The sequence below is a fragment of the Cupriavidus sp. 86D6 genome (assembly GCF_057815095.1).
Genome location: NZ_JBYPSB010000001.1, coordinates 578,278 through 594,454 on the forward strand (window position 1 = coordinate 578,278; position 16,177 = coordinate 594,454).

The following is a 16,177-nucleotide window of genomic DNA, read 5'->3' on the forward strand; positions in this document are numbered from 1 at the left end:
CCCCCAAGCGTGGCCTACTATGTTCTTACCCGTGACCTGCCGCCCCTTTGCCGACGCATGCCGACCCCGTCGCCGCGTTGGCGCGCGGTTGCGCGCCACAGGCTGCACTGTTGGCTCAGGTGAAACATGACGCGCGACGAAGCTCCCTTCATGGATGTGCCGGTCATGACGCCCCCCGCCGGCCAGGCATTCGATGTCCTGCTGATGCCCGTGTCGCGCCCGGAGCTCGGCGAGATCCGCATCGACGAGGACCTGTTCGCGATCGGGCGCGGCGAGGCGCCGTTTGCGGCGTATCCGACCGAAGCCGTGTCGGTGCTGTCCCGGCGGCACGCGCGCATCTTCTCGGAAGACGGCGCGGTGTATGTGGCCGACCTGGGCAGCAAGAACGGCACACGCGTCAACGGCGACAGCGTGGCGCAGCAGCCGGCGCGGCTCAGCGATGGCGACGAGGTGAGCTTCGGTGCGGACCTGGCCTATCGCGTGCGGCTCTATCCGCGTCCGGCAGAACCCGTGCCGCCCCGCGTGGCGGTCACGCTGACGCCGATGCGCGAGGACCTGGGCCTGCAGCCCGTGGTCATCACCGGCTTCCCCTTCATGGTCAACAAGGCGGACGAGACCTTTGCCCGCTATCGCGACCAGTATCCGCACCAGGTGAACTATCTGTCGCGCCGCCATGCACACGTGTACCTGAAGCACGGCGTGCCGTGGATCGAAGACCTGGGCAGCACCAACGGCACCTTTGTCAATGGTGTGCGGCTGCGCGACCAGTCGGTGCGGCTGGAGCCCGACGACGTGGTGGCGTTTGGCGGCAGCCACTTTGTCTACCGCGTGGGGATCGAACGCGAGACCGATGCCGATGCCACGGCCACCCGGACATCGCTGGCAGCGCCCGCCGCGTCCGCCCCGTCGGTCCCGTCCAATGCGTCCAATGCGTCCGACATGCCGCGCCAGGCCGCGCCGTGCGATGTCGATCCCGACAAGACCACCTTCGTGGGCGCGGCCGACTCCTTCCTGGACATCTTCTGCATGGACTATCGCGCCGCGCAGGAGGACGAGGTCAACCCCGAAGCCATGCCGGACGCGGCGGGCCCGGCCCATGCGTCGGCGCCGCGCGGGCGGATGACGATGATGGCGCTGGAGGCCATGCGCAGCTTCGGCATCCGCGACCGCCATCAACTGGAGCGTGCCGCGCGCGTGGCGATCCTGGTCATTGCCGTGCTGGTGATTGGCGGCGGCTATGTCTGGTGGCGCGGCGCGCCCGACAGGTCACTGCAGGCGCTGGTCGACGAAGGCAAGTACGTGCGCGCCGCGGAAGTGGCCGACAAGGTGCTGTCGCGCCACCCCGACGAGGCGCGCTACCAGGCGCTTGGCGCCGAGGCCCTGATGCGCGGCTACGTGCCGCAATGGTCGGCGCGGCTGCAGGCCAGCGATGCCGACGGCGCCAACGCGGTGCTTGGCGAGATGCGGGCGCGCAGCCAGCACAATGCTGACGGCCAGGCGCTGACCGGCCAGCTGGCCTGGGTGGCCGACCTGGAGCGTTACGTGGCCCAGCGCGGCGGCATCGACGGCCCGATCCGCATGTACGCGGACGAAGCGAAGATCCGCGACCTGCTGCGGCGCTGGGAGGACGACACGGCGTCGCACCAGCGGCTGCTTGGGCGCATCGCCAACGACGTGCCGTCGTTCCGCGACACCTACGCGCGCGCGCTGAGCGATCTGCGCCGGCTGCAGAACGACGAATCGGTGCTGCTGGCCGCCATCGACCGGCTCAACGCGGCCATCGCCACGGAACTGGGCCGCGACCAGCCCGAGGCGTTGCAGCCGATGCTGGCCGAATACAAGGACAAGTACCCGCGGCTGGTGGGGCTGGACAGCGTGGAGCGCGACCTGCACCAGTACACGGCGATGATCGAGGCGCTGCGCGTGCGGGCGCCGGGGCCGCTGGTGGCGCTGATGCAGAAGGCCAGCTTTGCCACGCCGCCGTTCCAGGCCGCCTATCAGAGACTCAAGGCCACGCGCCTGCCCGGCGACGACGTGCAGAAGCAGTACCTGGCGGCCAGCAAGGCATGGGAGCAGGGCGACGGCGTGGCTGCGCTGGCCGCGCTGAAGGCCGTCACGGCGGGGCCCTGGGCGGCCGATGTGGCGAAGGATGTTGCCCACAAGGAGCAGGTGCTGGCGCAGTACGGCGCCATCAAGGCCGCACGCGGATCGCCCGGCTATGAAGAACAGCTGCTGGCGTTCTACGAGTCGCTGGACCCGAAGACCGACGGCTACTTCGCCAGCAGCATCGACGCCGATGTGAACAGCATCCGCGACGCGGCGCTGCGGCGCGCCAACCAGCTGCTGAACCGTGCCGCCACGGCATGGCGCCAGTATCGCAATAACGGCCTGATTGCCGGCGAACAACGGCTCGAACCGGGTATCTCGGCCAAGTTCCGCTCGCAGGCCCGGTTGCTGGCCGATGCCCAGGACGATGCGCGCAAGGGGCTGCGCATCTACGCCCAGCTGAAGATCGAGGATTCGGCGCAGTGGAGCAAGATCCGCGACGACATCCAGGCCGAAATCGACACCCAGCGGCGGTCGCTCAATGACCTGCGCATGGTGCTGGACCCGGCGGTGCTCAAGGCCAAGCTGGCGCTGGTGGGCGAGGGCAGCAAGGAGGGCGGCAAGGACGGCAAGGCCGCGCCGGCCGGGACCGCGGCCACTGCCGCCGCCGTGAAGCCCGAAGCGGGGAGTACGCCATGAAGGACGAGAACCGCGACAACAGGCTTCGGCCGCTGACCGAGGCGCTGGAAGACCATAGCGCCGAAGGCATCGCGCTGCTCAGCGCCGAGCCGCGCCGGCTGACGCTGCTGGCCGTGGTGACCACGGGCGTGCTGGTGCTGTGCGCGCTGCTGTGGTCGTTCTTCGGCCACGCCGACGTGATCGTGACCGCGCAGGGCACGCTGGCGCCGGAGTCCGAGGTGCGGCGCTTCTACGCGCCGGTCGATGGGGAACTGGTCGATCTCTACGTGGCCGAGGGCCAGCCGGTGTCGAAGGACGACGTGGTGGCGCGGCTCAACGCGCGCGGCGCCATCGAGGCGGCGGCCAATGCGCTGCAGGCCCAGCTCAAGCTCGAAGACGCCGAGCGCGAATGGAAGCAGTTTCCGGAGCGCAAGGCCTTGCTGGAGCGCCGCGCGCTGGCGCTGAAGCAGCAGATCGAGCTCAATTCGCGCCAGCACGAGAACCGCCTGGCCGAAGGCACGACGCGGCTGGCCGAGCAACAGCGCGCGCAGTTGGCCGAGGCGCGCAGCAATCTGGAAAACGCGCGCCGCGCACGGGAATTCGCGCGGCAGGAGCAGGACCGCTATGCGCGGCTGTTCGCGTTGCCCGCCGGCGGCGGGGTGTCGCAATCGCAGGTCGAGGCCAAGCGCGCGGCCACGCAGGAGGCCGAGAACACCCTGCGCGTGGCGCAGTCGCGGCTGGCCGAGCTGGACGCGCGGCTGGCGCAGGAATTCACGCAGGCCAGCGCGCAGCTGGAAGGCAGCGGCCAGGAACTGGCCAGCCTGCGCGTGCAGTACGACGCCGCCGTGCGCGAGATCACCAGCACCGAGGACAAGCTGCGGCTGCAGGTGCAGACGGCCCGGCTGGTGGCCGATGCCGCCGCACGCATCAAGTTCGAGAACATCGACAAGGACAACTTCCTGCTGATTCTGGCGCCGGTGTCGGGCGTGATTACCGATGTCACGTCCACCCAGCGTGGCGACAAGGTGCAGGCCAATACGCCGCTGGGCGGCATCGCGCCCAAGGATGCCCGGCCGATGCTGCGCATCGAGATTGCCGAGCGCGACCGCGCCTTCCTGCGCGAGGGGCTGCCGGTCAAGCTCAAGTTCAGCGCGTTTCCGTACCAGCGGTACGGCCTGATCGCGGGCACGCTCGAATACATCTCGCCGGCCACCAAGCCGTCGGGCCCCGACAAGCAGCCGGTGTACGAGGGCCGCGTGCGGCTGGCGCAGGACTACTACAGCGTGGCCAGCAACAAGTATCCGTTGCGCTACGGCATGACCGCCACGGCGGAGATCGTGGTGCGGGAAAGACGCCTGATCGACCTGGGGCTCGATCCATTCAGGCAGGTCGCGGGTTGAACGTTGAGGAGAGGGCGATGACAGCCATCGTACGCATCGACGAAGAAATGATCGGCGTCGACGAATTCGTGAGGGTCCTGAAGCTGACCGGCCAGTTCGAAGGGCTGGTGGAGCAACTGGTGCGCGACAAGCTGACCGCCCACGCGGCGCGCCGCCAGGGCCTGAAGCTGACGCCTGAGGAAGTGCAGGAGCGCGCCGACCAGTTCCGCCGCGTGCATGGCCTGCACCGGGCGGCAGACATGAACCACTACCTCGACGCGCTGAACATCACGCTCGACGAGTTCGAGACCTTCATCACCGACAGCCTGTACCAGGAAAAGATGATGGAGCAGGTGTGCACGGACCAGGCGGTGGAGTCGTACTTCCAGCTCAATTCCCCGAAGTTCGACAGCATCGAGGTCAGCCATATCGTGGTGGACACCGAGGGCAAGGCAAAGGAACTGGTGTCGTACCTGCAGGACGATCCCGATGCGTTTGCCGAGATGGCGCGCGAGCATTCGATCGCCGATACGCGCGAGCAGGGGGGCGACATCGGCAAGGTGCTGCGCGGATCGCTCAAGGGCGACATCGAGGCCAAGGTGTTCAACGCCGAGGCCGGCGACCTGCTGGGGCCGTTTCCGGCGCCCGACAAGTCGTTCTTCGAGGTCTTCCTGGTGCGCGCCAAGCATCCAGCCCGGCTGGACCCCGACGTGACCGTGGAGATTCGCCGGCTGCTCCGCGAGGAATGGCTGATGGCCAGGGCGCAGGAACATGTCATCGAAGCCCGCTAGCGAGGTGGCGGCGCCGGCCGCTGCCGCAGCCCCCGCGCCGCCCGCCGGACAGTCGCTGGCCGACTTCCTGGCCACGGTGGAGATCCTGTCGCCGTTGTCGCGCGACGAGATCGAGCGGCTGGCCGCCAGCGCCCGCACGCTGCATTTCGGCTTTGGCGACACGGTCTGCAATGCGGGCGAGCCGGCGGACGGCATTTTCATCGTGCGCAGCGGCTCCGTGCGCGTGTTCAACGAGGAGCATGGCAAGGAAATCAGCATGGGCGTGCGCAAGACCGGCGAGGTGTTTGCCGATATTGCGCTGCTGCGCGAGTACCGGCACGAGTCGTCGGTGCGGGCATCGGGCAAGACCGAGCTGATCACGATACCGCGCGCCGTTGCCGAACCGACGGTGGGCGGCAACCCGGCCGCGCTGGCCTTTATCACCAGCTACGTGGCCATCAGTTCGGCGGGGGGCTTCGTGGCGCGGCTGTTCGACCTGCGCGGTAAGCTCGACAAGCTGGAGCTGGAAGACGCCGTGCGCAGCGTGGGCGTCAAGCGCGTGGCGGCAGGCAAGGAAATCCTGCAGCAGGACGGGCGCGAGGATCGGCGTCTGTATGTGGTGCGCCAGGGCACGGTGCGCATCGTGCGCGAGGAGGACGGCGACACGTTCCAGCTGGCCACGCTGGGACAAGGCGAAATCTTCGGCGAGCGCGGCTGCGTGATGCGCCAGGAGCAGATCGCCTCGGCCATCGCCGAGACCGACACGCGGCTGCTGGTGATCCCCGAGAAGACGGTGCAGTTGATCCTGGAGCGCAACGCGCGGCTGCGCGAGGTGCTGGAAGAGCGCATCCGCACCGTGGATCGGGAATTACACCGGCAGAAGAAGCTCGCCGAGCGCCGCAAGCGGCCGGTGCTGCTGGACCTGCACTCGAAGCCCGCGCTGGGCGAACGGCTGATCCGCCGCTTCGCGCTGGTGGAGCAGGCCGAGGAGATGGACTGCGGCGCTGCCTGCCTGGCGATGATCTGCCGCCACTATGGCGTTCCCATGACGCTGGGCAAGTTGCGCGAACTGGCCAATGTGACCACGGCCGGCGCCACGCTCGATAGCCTGGCGCGGGCGGGCGAATCGCTGGGCTTCACCACGCGCGGCGTGCAATGCACGCGGGATGCGCTGACCGGCTTCGAGCTGCCGTTCATCATCCACTGGGAGGGCTACCACTACGTGGTGGTCTACGGCGTGTCGTCGCAGCACGTGTGGGTGGCGGACCCGGCCATCGGCTTCCGCAAGATGAGCGCCGAGGAGTTCGAGCGCGGCTGGAGCGGCACCTGCCTGCTGTTCTCGCCCGGTACGCAGATGAACGAACTGGCGGTGTCGCGCTCGCCGTGGCTGCGTTTCATCGGCTACCTGTCGCCGTACAAGCGCATCCTGGCGCATCTGTTCCTGGCCACGTTCGTGATCCAGGTGCTGGGCGTGGTGCCGCCGCTGATCATCCAGAACATCCTCGATGGCGTGGTGGTGCACCAGAACATCGGGCTGCTGCACCTGCTGATCCTGGGGCTGGTGATCTCGAACGTGTTCACGCAGCTGATGGTCACCATCCGCGCGTACCTGGCGAACTTCATGGTCCGGAACATGGATTTCGCGATGATGTCGCACTTCTTCAAGCACACGCTGTCGCTGCCGCTGTCGTTCTTTGCCAAGCGCAAGACCGGCGACATCTTCGCGCGCTTCCAGGAAAACCAGACCATCCGCGCATTCCTGACGGAGTCCACGGTGACCACGGCGCTGAACCTGCTGATGGTGTTCATCTACTTCAGCATCATGTTTCTCTACAACGTGAAGCTGACGCTGCTGCTGATTGCGTTCGTGATCCCGATTGCCGCGCTGACCGTGGTGGTCACGCCCAAGGTGAAGGGCTACGCGCGCGAGGTGTTCGCGGCATCGACCGATGCCAAGGCCTACCTGATGGAAACGCTGGGCGGCGCGGAGACCGTGAAGGGCATGGGGATCGAACGCCCGGTGCGGCTGCGCTGGGAGCGCAAGTACGCCAAGGCGCTGGACAAGCAGTACCAGGCGCAATCGTTCCATATCCTGGTGGGGCTGGTCAGCCAGGTGCTGAACGCGGCCACCACCATCACGATCCTCTGGGTGGGCGCCACGCTGGTGCTGGAGCGCGAACTGACGATCGGGCAGCTGATCGCGTTCAACGCCTTCATGGGCAGTGTGCTGGCACCGCTGATGGGGCTGGTGGCGCTGTGGGGCCAACTCAACGATGCCGGCGTGGCGATGGAGCGGCTGGGCGACGTGCTGGACCTGGAGCCGGAGCAGAAGCCGCAGGACGTGATGTCGCGCGTGTCGCTGCCGGACCTGCAGGGCGAGATCCAGTTCGACGGCGTGTACTTCCGCTATGGCGGCGAGGACACCGCCTACGTGCTGGAGAACATCAGCTTCCATATGCGGCCGGGCGAGATGGTGGCCATCGTCGGCCGCAGCGGGTCGGGCAAGACCACGCTGGCCAAGCTGCTGGTGGGCTTCTACAAGCCGACCGACGGCACCATGAAGGTGGACGGCTACGACATGAACGTGATCGACACCGAGTTCTTCCGTGCCCAGGTAGGGTATGTGATGCAGACCAACCTGCTGTTCTCGGGCACGGTGGCCGAGAACATTGCCTGCGGCGACGACAGCCCGGACCGGCGCCGCATCGAGGAAGTGGCCAAGATGGCCGACGCCCACGCGTTCATCTCGAAGCTGCCGCTCGGCTACGAGCAGGTGGTGGGCGAGCGCGGCATCGGGCTGTCGGGCGGGCAGATCCAGCGGCTGTGCATCGCGCGGGCGCTGTATCACGGCCCGCGGCTGCTGGTGTTCGACGAGGCCACGTCGGCGCTGGACACGCAGTCGGAGAGCAACATCCTGGCCAATATGCAGGAGATCCTGAAGGGCCGCACGGCCGTGATCATCGCGCACCGGCTCAGCACCATCATGCAGGCCGACAAGATCCTGGTGCTGTACGAAGGCGGCATCGTGGAACAGGGGCGGCACGAGGAACTGCTGGAACGGCGCGGCATGTACTACCAGTTGGTCCAGAAGCAGTTGAGCGCGGCATGAAGCTATACAACCCCACCCCCGTCACCTCGGCCGTATCGTTCGCGGGCCTGATCGAGCGGATCGAGATCCTGCGCTCCACGCTGCGCTGGTCGTCGCGGCTGGAGCGGCCCGACATCGAGAAGCTGCTCAAGCAGGCCACTACACTGCGCGACGAGGTCATGGGCCTGTCGCACAAGGAACGCTTTGTGGCGGCGGCGTCGGCCACGGGCGAGGCGGGGGCCGACGAGGCGGTGGTCGAGCCGGTGGAGATGTCGGCCCGCGAGCGGCGGCAGGCGCTGATGGAGCGCAGCTTTATCTTCGAGGGCACGTTCGGCGACAACCCCAGGCTGCTCGAATCGCTGGAAATCGCCGAGAAGGCTGCGCCGACCGACCTGCCCGTGCTGATCGACGGCGAAAGCGGCACAGGCAAGGAGCTGATGGCCAAGGTGATCCACGCCAACGGCCTGCGCAACGACAAGCCGTTCATCTCGGTCAACTGCGGCGCGATTCCCGACAGCCTGCTCGAATCGGAACTGTTCGGCCACAAGAAGGGCGCGTTCACCGGCGCGGCCAACGACCGGCGCGGCAAGTTCGAGAGCGCGCATACGGGCACCATCTTCCTGGACGAGATCGGGGAATTGCCGCTGACCGGGCAGGTGAAGCTGCTGCGCGTGCTGGAGGCACACGAGATCCAGCGGGTGGGCTCCGACGAGGTGATCGCCGTCGATACGCGCATCGTCGCGGCCACCAACAAGGACCTGCGCCGGATGAGCCAGGAGGGCACGTTCCGCGAAGACCTGTTCTACCGGCTCAGCGTGATCCACGTGACCCTGCCGGCCCTGCGGGAACGGCGCGACGAAATCCCGCTGCTGGTGGCCTACTTCGGCGACGAGGCGGCCGGCCAGCTCAAGCGGCGGCCGCTGAAGCTGACGCCCCGGCTGCGCGACTTCCTGCTGCACTACGAGTACCCGGGCAATATCCGCGAACTGCGCAACCTGATGTACCGGCTGTCATGCCTGGCCGGCGACACGGCCGATTTCGCCCACCTGCCCCAGGACATCCGCCCCCGGCCGACGGGGCTGCAGGCCGTGGCAGCCGCGGGCGGCAAGGCAACGGTAACCGACCTGAGCACGGCCACATCGCTCAGCGAGGCCAAGCGCGCCGCCAGCGACGAGGCCGAAAGGGCCTTCCTGGAACGCGGGCTGCAGGAAGTCGGGGGAACCGTGGCCGAACTGGCGCGCCGCTTCGACATGAACCGGTCGCACGTCCAGATGCTGCTGAAGAAGCACGGCATCCACTCGAAGGATTTCCGGAACAACCGGCAGGCGGATGGGAAGTAGGGCGGGGCGATCTTTCGGATGCAGGGCTTCTTCAGTCATTGCCATGCGAAACGTCCGCAATGCGTGCTGCGTTTGCGCTGCCTCAAACCTCCGGATCAAACCTCCGGATTCAGCAGCGTCATGTCCGATCCGCCGCCGATGTCCTCGGCGCGGATCACCACTACCGACACGTTGTCGCGGCCGCCGTTGTCGAGCGCCTGCTTGACCAATGCATCGGCGGCAGCCGCCGGATCGGCGATGCCCGGGGCCAGCAGCGCAGCGATCTGGTCGTCCTCGACTTCGTTGCTGAGACCGTCGCTGCAGAGCATGAACACGTCGCCATCGCCGATCTCCAGCGTCAGCCGTTCCAGATCCAGCGTGGGTGCCGCACCCACGGCGCGCGTGATGGTGTTGTGGGCGGGATGGTGCTTGGCCTCGTCGGCCGTAATGAGCCCGCGCGCCTTGAGCCGTTCCACCTGGCTGTGATCGCGCGACAGCTGCTTCAGGTGGCCGTCGCGGAGCAGGTACAGCCGGCTGTCGCCGGCCCACAGGCAACTGCAGCGGCGCTCGCAGACCAGCAGCATCACCACGGTGCTGCCGATCACGCGCACCTTCATCCGCAGCGCTTCCTCGATCAGCAACTGGTTGACGGTCTGCATGGCAAGGCGCGCGTTCTCGACGGCGCCATCGAGGCTGTCGGGCTCGGGCAGCGCCGATAGCGCCTGGATGATCGCGCGGCTGGCGAAGTCGCCCACCGCGTGGCCGCCCATGCCATCGGCCACGGCCCAGATGCCGCGCTCGGGCATGGCCAGGCAGGCGTCTTCATTGCGTGCCCGCACCCGTCCGACGTCTGTGCAGGCGGCCGAAGTCCAGCGGAATTGCGATACGCAGGTCACGGCATGCTCCAGCGCGGGCCGATACCGGCTTGCGCGTATGGCGCCCACGGGGCGCCGGGAATTTGGAAGTCACCGCGAAAGCCCTGCCGGATGCTGCAGGGCTCAGACCAGCCGTCCCTTGTTGCGGGCGTCCATGCCGGCATCGACCGTGATATTCGAATTCGGCGCCGTGTTCTGGACGTTCACGTTCTGGAACTGGTTGTTCATCTGATCAGCATAGAAGCTGTAGTTGATCTCGTAAAAGTTCACGACGGGTAACGCGCTGGGGCGTGCCGCCACATAAGGCTGGATCCAGCCGAACACCCACGGCGCGCCGCCGCCCCGCACGGCCGACATGGCCCGGAAATCCAGTGCGCGCTGGGTGTTCAGGTCGCGGATGGTGAGCGTAGCCATGATGGTCTCCTGAGGCTGGCATCGAAAGGGTCTGCGCTTAAGGAGCAAACGGTGTGCCACGGCGCCGTTGTGATGATTGGCGCGCATGCCGTACCCATTGTGCGAGCCATGTGCGGCATTGGCCGGAACACGCGTTGGGCACGCGCCAACAGTCGGCCGGAACTGGTGGGGCGGCGCCGTCAGCATGCGGCCGCCAGGCGTTGGCCGGGCGCTGACGTCCGTCTGCTGGCTGGCCTCGCCCCAATGCCGGTCACCCGCCAACACAATGCGGCCAACGCTGTTGGGCATACGCCGACAAATTCGCGCGGTTCGCATTTGCCGAATCGCCGCCAGCCGTTGTCCCGCCGTCGATCCGGTGCTCTGGCACGCTTGATGCGGTTGGGTAGGCACCGACGCAGCCCTGACTGCCAGCCACCGACACCGAACCGAGACCTGCCATGAACGCCCAAGACCAACAACAAGTCAGCCGCCTGGAAGATGCCTACCTGCCCGGCGCCCATCTCGTGACGGAACGCAACGGCTACGCGCACCATGGCATCTACGTCGGCCAGGGCCGCGTCATCCACTACGCCGGCTTCTGCCACGCGCTGCACGCGGGCCCCGTGGAAGAAACCACGCTTGAACAGTTTGCCGACGGTCACGGCGTGACGGCCAAGTCCGAACCGTGCGCCCGCTACCTGGGCGCCGAAGCCGTGTCGCGCGCCCGCAGCCGCCTGGGCGAGAACCGCTACCACCTGCTGACCAACAACTGTGAGCACTTCTGCACGTGGTGCCTGCTGGGCCAGCCCCGCAGCGAACAGGTGGAAACCTGCCTGCGCAACCCCGGCACCGCAATGGTCATCGTGCTGCAGATGGCGCTGGCCCTGCTGTCGAGCCTCCACCTCGCCAGCCTGCACGCCGCCTGATCCATCGCCAGCACTCCACCGCCAAAGGGGCCCGCCATGTCCGGACTGATCGATTGGGAAAACTGTACCGCCCGCAGCGGCCGCGCCTGCCACCGCGCCTGCGGCCAGCAGGGGGACGCCGCCCGGGTCCGCCGGCGAAGGCGCCACGAGATGCGCCACGACAGCGATCGCCGACATCCGGCACTGGCGGAGTTTGCTATACTGCGCCCCGTCTTCCGGTCCGCCCGCCCCAGCGCGGCGCAGGCACCGTGCAGACGGTCCGCTCGCCGTAGTTCAATGGATAGAACGAGCGCCTCCTAAGCGCTAGATACAGGTTCGATTCCTGTCGGCGGGACCACCACCCTGAGCATGAGCGGACCCACTGGACCAGGATCGGGGGATCACAAGGGTGAGGACACTGGCACGGCGGGCCGCGCTACCAGGCAGTGTGCGCTGGCACCCGCAACGGCGCACGTTGCGCCGTGCCGCCCGTCCTGCGACAGGCCACAATGTGGCCTGTTTCTTTGCCGCCCGACCCTGTGCGCCAAGCGGCCGAATTCTGCGGACCAGCTTCAACAAACGGCTATCATGTAGCCCGCACGCCGCAGTCGCGGTGGCGTTGTCTGCCCAAATCTGTCGATCCATGTCTCTATTCCGGACGTCTCTGCGCTGGTTTTCCGCGCTGGCCGTGATGGCCGCCGCCCCTGCGGTGGCGGTGCAGCCTGCGTCCGATCCGGCATTGAACGATACGTCGGGCTGTTCGGCGCTGATCGATATCGTCCAGGAAAGCCTGCGCGGCGAGATCGACGTGGTGTGCCCGAAGGACGGCAAGGAAGCCTGCGAGGCCAAGAATGGCCAAATCCGGGCGCTGCTGGACATCGTGGACGAGCGTCGCAAGCGCAAGGCCGACGAGTGCGAGACGCTGGTTCAGGTCAACCGCCTGCTGCGCACGCTGCCGCCCAAGACCTGAGCGCCGGCAGGGCGCCCCGCAGCTAGTGGCTCATCTTCGAGAACAGCTGGATGACCGCCACCCCGGCGATGATCAGCGCGATGCCAACCACGGCCGCCAGATCCGGCACCTGCCGGTACAGCACCACGGCGATCATCGTTACCAGGACAATGCCCGCGCCTGACCAGATGGCGTAGGCCACCCCCACCGGCACGGTCTTCATGACCTGCAACAGCAGCCAGAACGCGGCCACATAGCCAGCGACCACCAGCACGCTGGGCCAGAAGCGCGTGAAATTCTCGGCGGCCTTGAGGCTGCTGGTGGCAATGACTTCGGCGACGATGGCCAGGGCAAGAAGCAGATATCCGTTCATGGAAGGGGCGGCAGGCAAGGAAACAGCGGTTCAGCATTCGAGAAAGCGGCCATTAAGGCGCTCGGGCAAACCATTATGCAAGATGCACTCAAACAGGGGGCTGCAAAACGGTGCCGAAAATGCCCACAATCCAGTCTCCATGCGGGTTTCAGGCGGTTGGATTACCCTCCCTCGCGGTGGTTGTGCCAAAGCCAATACCCGTCTTGAATGCTACGCGTACGCCATAGCCGCCCGGGGGGGAGAAAATCGAGGCGGCCAACCATAAAAGTCGCGGCGACAAAAAAACCAGTGGCCTGACCATGCCGGCACCCAATAATGAGGCGCCGGTGGCGGGACGCGGGTAAACGGGATAAATGGGGAGCAGTATGACAACCGATCTGGATGCGGCCACGGCATGGCCTGTCATCACGCGGCTGGCCGACGTCGAGGGAACGTCCGACCACCGTACCGAACCCGCCGAGGGCGTGTGGCAAAACACGATCGCCGCTGCCGACCAGGCGCTGGAGGAAGCGGCCCGCATCCAGCGGGGCGTTCAGCACAATCTCAGGCTGCAGCAGGAATCGCGGGCCTTGCGCGAGGAACTGCGCCGCGCGCACGCCGAGATCGACCGCTACCGCGGCATGCACGCGCGCGTGGTGGTCAGCATGCGCCAGCTCGAGGAAGACCACACCAGCGAAATGACGCGGCTGCAGGCCGACAACGAGATGCTGCTGGTCCGGCATCGCGTCTACAAGCTGCTGGCCGAGCACTACGGCACGGCAGCGCTGCGGTTAGCGCCGGCTGTGTTTGCCGAGCATCGCGACCGCGTGCTGGAACACGTGCTGTTCCAGCGGCGCAAGGGCGTGCCGGTGACCGCGATCAGCGCGGCCGAGGTGGCGTTCCTGCTGCTCTGAGCCGCGCCGGCGGCGGCAGGCAGCCCCGGGGCATGCCCCGGATCAGGCGGCCTTCGGCGCGCGCGGCTTGAGCACCAGCAGCGCGAGCATGCCCCCGACCACGCCCCAGAAGGCCGAACCGACGCCGGCCAGCGTCATGCCCGATGCCGTGATCATGAACGTCAGCAGCGCCGATTCGCGCTCGGCTGGCGTCTGCATGGCCACGGTCAACCCGTTGGCGATCGATCCGAGCAGGGCGAAGGCCGCCACGGCCACCACCAGCGCCTTCGGGAAGGCCGCGAACAGCGCCGCGATGCTGGCGGCCATCACGCCCATCACCAGATAGCCCACGCCGCACACCACGGCTGCCATGTACCGGCGGCGCGGGTCCGCATCGGCCTGCGGGCCGGTGCAGATGGCGGCGGTGATGGCCGCCAGGTTGATGCCATGGGAGCCAAACGGGGCCAGGAGAGCCGATGCGATGCCGGTCACGGCGATCAGCGGGCTGGCCGGCACGTGGTAGCCGTCGGCGCGCAGCACGGCCAGCCCCGGAATGTTCTGCGACGCCAGCGCGACGATGAACAGCGGCACGGCGATGCTGACGAAGGCCGCCAGCGAGAACGCCGGTGTGGTCCACACCGGCAGCGCCACGGTGAAATGAAACTGCTCGAAGTGCAACTGGCCCGTCGCGCCAGCCAGCGCCACGCCCACGGCCAGCACGCCCGGCACCGCATAGCGCGGCCACCAGCGCCGCCCGACCAGGTAGGTGGCAAACATCGCCAGCAACAGCACCGTCTGGTACTGGGCCTGCACGAACACATCCACGCTGATGCGGAACAGGATGCCGGCCAGCAGGGCCGACGCGATGCTGGCAGGCAGCGCCTTCATGAGCTTGTCGAACCAGCCGGTCAGACCGGCCGCGGTCATCAGCAGCGCAGCCATCAGAAAGGCGCCGATCGCTTCGGCATAGGGCACGCCGGGCAGGCTGGCAATCAGCAGCGCCGCGCCCGGTGTGGACCAGGCCACCACGACCGGCACACGCATGGCCAGCGACAGCCCCAGCGTGGTCACGCCCATGCCGATCGACAGCGCCCAGATCCATGACGAAATCTGCGGGTCGGTCAGGTGCGCCGCCTGGCCGGCCTGGATCATCAGCACCAGCGAACTGGTGTAGCCGGTCAGCAGGGCGATCAGCCCGGCCACCAGCGTGGAAACGGAAAGGTCGGACAGCTTCGGGGCGTGGGCGCGGTTCATCGAAGGGGCATGCGAAGGACGGAATGGGCCGGTATCTTCGCACGGCAGCGCGGGGCAGGGTGGTTTTGTCGCCGCCCGCGCGGGCCGGTCAGGCGGTCGGGGGGGAGGCCGATCCTATGATCGGCCTCAGGGGACCTCGGTGGGCCTCAGTGGACCCCAGTGGACCTCAGTCGGCCACCTTGTCGCTCGGGAACTTGAACGAATCGCGCAGCAGGTAGCTCATCGGGATATCCAGCGTGATGCCGTTCGGGGGGATCGGCTGCAGGAACCACTTGCGGTACAGCTTCTGGGTTTCCTGGTCATAGATCGACGTGACCATCGCCTTGTCCACGATCTTCTTGAACTCGGCGTCGTGCCTGGACAGCATGACCGCGTACGGCTCGATCGTCAGCAGGTCGCCGGTCACGGCCAGCGATGCGGGGTTCTTCGCGTTGGCGCGCAGGCCGAACAGCAGCACGTCGTCCATCACGAAGGCGTCGGCCTTGCCCGATTCGACCATGGCAAAGGCCTCGGCATGGTCCTTGGCCTCCACCACTTTCCAGCCCATGGCACCCGCCTCGTCCATCTTGCGGATCATCTCCAGCGGCGTGGTCTTGGTGGTGGACACCACGGTCTTGCCGCGCAGGTCGCCCCACTTGCGGATGCCCGAGTCGGCTTTCACCAGCATGCGGCTGCCGGCGATGTAGTGCGGAATGGTGAATGCCACCTGGTCGCGGCGCTCGCGGTTGTTGGTGGTCGATCCGCATTCCAGGTCGGCCTTGCCCTCGACGATGGCCGGGATGCGCGAGGCCGGCGTCACCGGCACCCATTCCACGCGCAACTGCGGCAGCTTGAGCTGCGTGCGCACGGCATCGGCCACCCTCAGGCACAGGTCCACGGCGTAGCCCATCGGCTTGCCGTCCACCACGAACGAAAACGGCACCGAGCTTTCGCGGTGGGCAATGCGGATGGCCCCGGTCTGCTGGATGCGCAGCACCACGGAGTTGGGCATGGCCGCCTGCGCCGCCGGTGCGGCAGGCAGGCAGAGCAACGCGGCTAGGGAAAGTACGACAGGCGCCATGCCTCGTAGCGAGGCACGGCGCGGCAGGCCCGAATTGGTCATGAATGACACCCGTCGAAAATGATTTTTCTAGGAACAACCCCGGCGGCGCGCTGCGCCGCGACTGGCCGGATGGGTCCGGCTCTATGACTGCTGCTGGGTACTGCTGTCGTTGTGCTTGTTCTGCGGTTCCGGAATTTAGGAGAATTCCGATGCTCCGGATTGTTCCACGGGCGC

Annotated in this window: 13 protein-coding genes and 1 tRNA gene; 9 read left to right on the forward strand and 5 right to left on the reverse strand. The window is 67.2% G+C overall.

Annotated features, from left to right (window positions below; genetic code table 11):
• Positions 1-126 precede the first annotated feature (126 nt).
• Genes AC3G88_RS02665 through AC3G88_RS02685 form a run of 5 tightly spaced genes read left to right on the forward strand, consistent with a single transcriptional unit; the run spans position 127 to position 9,301 of the window.
• Positions 127-2,745 (forward strand): FHA domain-containing protein, encoded by a 2,619-nt coding sequence (locus AC3G88_RS02665; protein WP_488770525.1) that lies wholly within the window; start codon positions 127-129, stop codon positions 2,743-2,745.
• Complete coding sequence (locus AC3G88_RS02670; protein ID WP_153945499.1) at positions 2,742-4,124, forward strand: HlyD family secretion protein; 1,383 nt, start codon at positions 2,742-2,744, stop codon at positions 4,122-4,124. Before AC3G88_RS02665 ends, AC3G88_RS02670 begins: the two co-directional genes overlap by 4 nt.
• Positions 4,125-4,141: 17 nt before the next feature.
• On the forward strand, positions 4,142-4,894 hold the full coding sequence (locus AC3G88_RS02675) for a peptidylprolyl isomerase (RefSeq protein ID WP_488770524.1): 753 nt from the start codon (positions 4,142-4,144) through the stop codon (positions 4,892-4,894).
• Positions 4,875-7,982 carry a peptidase domain-containing ABC transporter gene (locus AC3G88_RS02680; protein ID WP_488893103.1) on the forward strand — a complete coding sequence of 1,036 codons (3,108 nt, stop codon included), beginning with the start codon at positions 4,875-4,877 and terminating at the stop codon, positions 7,980-7,982. Before AC3G88_RS02675 ends, AC3G88_RS02680 begins: the two co-directional genes overlap by 20 nt.
• Positions 7,979-9,301 (forward strand): sigma-54 interaction domain-containing protein, encoded by a 1,323-nt coding sequence (locus AC3G88_RS02685; RefSeq protein ID WP_488770522.1) that lies wholly within the window; start codon positions 7,979-7,981, stop codon positions 9,299-9,301. Before AC3G88_RS02680 ends, AC3G88_RS02685 begins: the two co-directional genes overlap by 4 nt.
• 95 nt (positions 9,302-9,396) lie before the next feature.
• Here AC3G88_RS02685 and AC3G88_RS02690 read toward each other — a convergent pair whose 3' ends face one another.
• The gene (locus AC3G88_RS02690; RefSeq protein WP_488770521.1) at positions 9,397-10,176 is read right to left on the reverse strand and encodes a PP2C family protein-serine/threonine phosphatase; all 780 of its coding nucleotides are present in this window, start codon (positions 10,174-10,176) and stop codon (positions 9,397-9,399) included.
• Between the two features lie 102 nt (positions 10,177-10,278).
• On the reverse strand, positions 10,279-10,569 hold the full coding sequence (locus AC3G88_RS02695; RefSeq protein WP_153945492.1) for a hypothetical protein: 291 nt from the start codon (positions 10,567-10,569) through the stop codon (positions 10,279-10,281).
• 437 nt (positions 10,570-11,006) lie between these two features.
• Here AC3G88_RS02695 and AC3G88_RS02700 point away from each other — a divergent pair, with 437 nt between their 5' ends.
• The 3 genes from AC3G88_RS02700 to AC3G88_RS02710 all read left to right on the forward strand — a co-directional run bounded on the left by AC3G88_RS02700 (position 11,007) and on the right by AC3G88_RS02710 (position 12,423).
• Complete coding sequence (locus tag AC3G88_RS02700) at positions 11,007-11,474, forward strand: lecithin retinol acyltransferase family protein (protein ID WP_153945491.1); 468 nt, start codon at positions 11,007-11,009, stop codon at positions 11,472-11,474.
• A 262-nt stretch (positions 11,475-11,736) separates the two neighbouring features.
• A tRNA-Arg gene (locus AC3G88_RS02705) sits at positions 11,737-11,811 on the forward strand.
• Positions 11,812-12,096: 285 nt separating this feature from the next.
• A complete protein-coding gene (locus AC3G88_RS02710) occupies positions 12,097-12,423 on the forward strand; it encodes a hypothetical protein (protein ID WP_488770520.1) in 327 nt (108 codons plus the stop codon).
• Between the two features lie 22 nt (positions 12,424-12,445).
• Here the strand turns inward: AC3G88_RS02710 and AC3G88_RS02715 are convergent, their stop codons facing one another.
• Positions 12,446-12,775: a DMT family transporter gene (locus tag AC3G88_RS02715; protein WP_488770519.1), complete on the reverse strand. Its 330-nt coding sequence runs from the start codon at positions 12,773-12,775 to the stop codon at positions 12,446-12,448.
• 365 nt (positions 12,776-13,140) lie between these two features.
• On the opposite strand from AC3G88_RS02715, the gene AC3G88_RS02720 reads away from it, so the two are divergent.
• The gene (locus AC3G88_RS02720) at positions 13,141-13,668 is read left to right on the forward strand and encodes a hypothetical protein (RefSeq protein ID WP_488770518.1); all 528 of its coding nucleotides are present in this window, start codon (positions 13,141-13,143) and stop codon (positions 13,666-13,668) included.
• Between the two features lie 42 nt (positions 13,669-13,710).
• Here AC3G88_RS02720 and AC3G88_RS02725 read toward each other — a convergent pair whose 3' ends face one another.
• Together AC3G88_RS02725 and AC3G88_RS02730 are read right to left on the reverse strand one after the other, a co-directional pair.
• Positions 13,711-14,901, reverse strand: coding sequence for a benzoate/H(+) symporter BenE family transporter (locus AC3G88_RS02725; protein WP_488770517.1), 1,191 nt, complete (start codon positions 14,899-14,901; stop codon positions 13,711-13,713).
• A 166-nt stretch (positions 14,902-15,067) separates the two neighbouring features.
• The gene (locus AC3G88_RS02730) at positions 15,068-16,003 is read right to left on the reverse strand and encodes an amino acid ABC transporter substrate-binding protein (RefSeq protein ID WP_488770516.1); all 936 of its coding nucleotides are present in this window, start codon (positions 16,001-16,003) and stop codon (positions 15,068-15,070) included.
• Between the last annotated feature and the right edge of the window lie 174 nt (positions 16,004-16,177).

What these genes read in the sequence shown, in the direction of transcription:
- AC3G88_RS02665 (WP_488770525.1), top strand. Translation starts at nt 127, where the DNA reads ATGACGCGCGACGAAGCTCCCTTCATGGATGTGCCGGTCATGACGCCC.
- AC3G88_RS02670 (WP_153945499.1), top strand. Translation starts at nt 2,742, where the DNA reads ATGAAGGACGAGAACCGCGACAACAGGCTTCGGCCGCTGACCGAGGCG.
- AC3G88_RS02675 (WP_488770524.1), top strand. Translation starts at nt 4,142, where the DNA reads ATGACAGCCATCGTACGCATCGACGAAGAAATGATCGGCGTCGACGAA.
- AC3G88_RS02680 (WP_488893103.1), top strand. Translation starts at nt 4,875, where the DNA reads ATGTCATCGAAGCCCGCTAGCGAGGTGGCGGCGCCGGCCGCTGCCGCA.
- AC3G88_RS02685 (WP_488770522.1), top strand. Translation starts at nt 7,979, where the DNA reads ATGAAGCTATACAACCCCACCCCCGTCACCTCGGCCGTATCGTTCGCG.
- AC3G88_RS02695 (WP_153945492.1), bottom strand. Translation starts at nt 10,569, where the DNA reads ATGGCTACGCTCACCATCCGCGACCTGAACACCCAGCGCGCACTGGAT.
- AC3G88_RS02700 (WP_153945491.1), top strand. Translation starts at nt 11,007, where the DNA reads ATGAACGCCCAAGACCAACAACAAGTCAGCCGCCTGGAAGATGCCTAC.
- AC3G88_RS02710 (WP_488770520.1), top strand. Translation starts at nt 12,097, where the DNA reads ATGTCTCTATTCCGGACGTCTCTGCGCTGGTTTTCCGCGCTGGCCGTG.
- AC3G88_RS02715 (WP_488770519.1), bottom strand. Translation starts at nt 12,775, where the DNA reads ATGAACGGATATCTGCTTCTTGCCCTGGCCATCGTCGCCGAAGTCATT.
- AC3G88_RS02720 (WP_488770518.1), top strand. Translation starts at nt 13,141, where the DNA reads ATGACAACCGATCTGGATGCGGCCACGGCATGGCCTGTCATCACGCGG.
- AC3G88_RS02725 (WP_488770517.1), bottom strand. Translation starts at nt 14,901, where the DNA reads ATGAACCGCGCCCACGCCCCGAAGCTGTCCGACCTTTCCGTTTCCACG.
- AC3G88_RS02730 (WP_488770516.1), bottom strand. Translation starts at nt 16,003, where the DNA reads ATGACCAATTCGGGCCTGCCGCGCCGTGCCTCGCTACGAGGCATGGCG.